Genomic DNA, 1,664 nt, shown 5'->3' with positions numbered 1-1,664 from the left:
TAAAAATAGCTGACCAGATTAAAAAGAACACTACTCATAAAGAGAGATTCTCTGTTGAATATGATGAGTTTAGCCCAGAAAGAGTAGAGAATCGTATTATAAAAACTACGCTAGATTTTCTTTATAAAAAATGTACAACGTTAACTAATAAAAAGAGAATTAGAGAGTTTAAATTTGTATTTGAAGATATAAAGCCTATCTATGATTACAATAGTTGTTTTTCAAAGATTAAATTAGGGCGGGATGTGAAAAACTATGAACAGGTTTTAAAGTGGTGTAAAGTCTTTCTTTTGAATAACAGCTTCTCCCCATATAAAGGTAGCGAAATTGCTTTTGCATTGCTTTTTGATATGAATAAGCTCTTTGAAAGCTATATTGGGGATCACTTAAGAAAAAAAGACGAGATTGAAAATCTAAAACTGCAAGACAGAGCGCATCACTTAGCATATATAGATAGAAGTGGAAGATTTGGATTAAGGCCAGATATTGTAATAGAGGCAGAGAATAAAACTATTGTCTGTGATACTAAATGGAAAATTATTCCTAAGGAACCAAGTCAAGAGGATATGTATCAACTATATGCCTATGGAACAAAGTATGAAAATTGTAAAAAGCTTTATCTAATCTGTCCTTTTGTGGATGGTAGTGCTCCTTTAAAATATGATTTTGGGATAGGAAAATCATTAGAATTAGAAGTAATATATTTTAATCTTCATATGGATGATTTTCATGAAATAGGAATAAAAATCTGAGAGAGAAAGTAAATTATGAGAAGTTTGGGAAGATTAATGAAGAAAATATGATATAATTAAAGAAAAGGTATAAGAGGTGAAAAAGATGGTTAAGAAAAAGTTACCTGTGGGGATAGATGACTTCAAAGAGGTAATAGAAGACGATTATTACTTTGTAGATAAATCTATGCTAATAAATGAATTATTAGATAAAAAATCTAAAGTAACACTGTTACCAAGACCAAGAAGGTTTGGGAAAACTTTAAATATGTCAATGCTTAACTATTTCTTCAGTATAGAGGACAGAGAAAATAATAGAAAGCTATTTGAAGGATTAAATATTTCAAAAACAGATAAGATGGAATATGCAGGAGAATATCCTGTGATATATATAAGTTTAAAAGATATAAAAGTAGATAGTTGGGAAAAGTGTTTCGAAAAAATAAAAGATTTAATAGTTCAACTTTATAGAAAAAAATATTTTGTAAGAGAGATTCTTAAAGAGTATGAATTAGAGGCGTTTGATAAGACAATAGCAGGAAAAATATCAGCAACTGAACTGGAGAATAGTTTATTAAACCTTTCAAATATGTTAGAGAGATACCATGGACAAAAAGTTATTATCCTGATAGATGAATATGATACGCCATTGGTAACAGCTCATTCGCAGGGATATTATGATGAAGCTATATTCTTCTTCCGTAATTTTCTGAGTGCAGCACTAAAAGGCAATCCATTTTTAGAGCTTTCAGTGCTTACTGGAATATTGAGAGTTGCAAAAGAAAGTATATTCTCAGGCTTAAATAACCTTTCAGTATCTACAATATTAGACAATAATTTTAATTATTTTGGACTAACTGAAAACGAGGTGGAATCAACTTTAAAATATTATGAGTTAGATTATGAGTTAGGAGAGGTTAAAAAGTGGTACAA

2 protein-coding genes are annotated in these 1,664 nt (G+C 29.5%); both read left to right on the top strand.

Going from position 1 to position 1,664, the window contains the following annotated elements; all coding sequences use genetic code 11:
* Positions 1-752 (top strand): McrC family protein (locus ACMOUI_RS09595; RefSeq protein ID WP_418965480.1); only part of this gene is annotated, 752 nt, incomplete at its 5' end.
* 85 nt (positions 753-837) lie between these two features.
* Positions 838-1,664, top strand: an 827-nt coding sequence (locus ACMOUI_RS09590) for an AAA family ATPase (RefSeq protein WP_418965479.1), incomplete at its 3' end; no start/stop codon positions are given.

The sequence above is a fragment of the Cetobacterium sp. genome (assembly GCF_048470075.1).
Lineage (GTDB): Bacteria > Fusobacteriota > Fusobacteriia > Fusobacteriales > Fusobacteriaceae > Cetobacterium_A.
The sequence above is the reverse complement of the archived record's forward strand: the minus strand, read 5'-3'. Positions and strand labels throughout refer to the sequence as shown.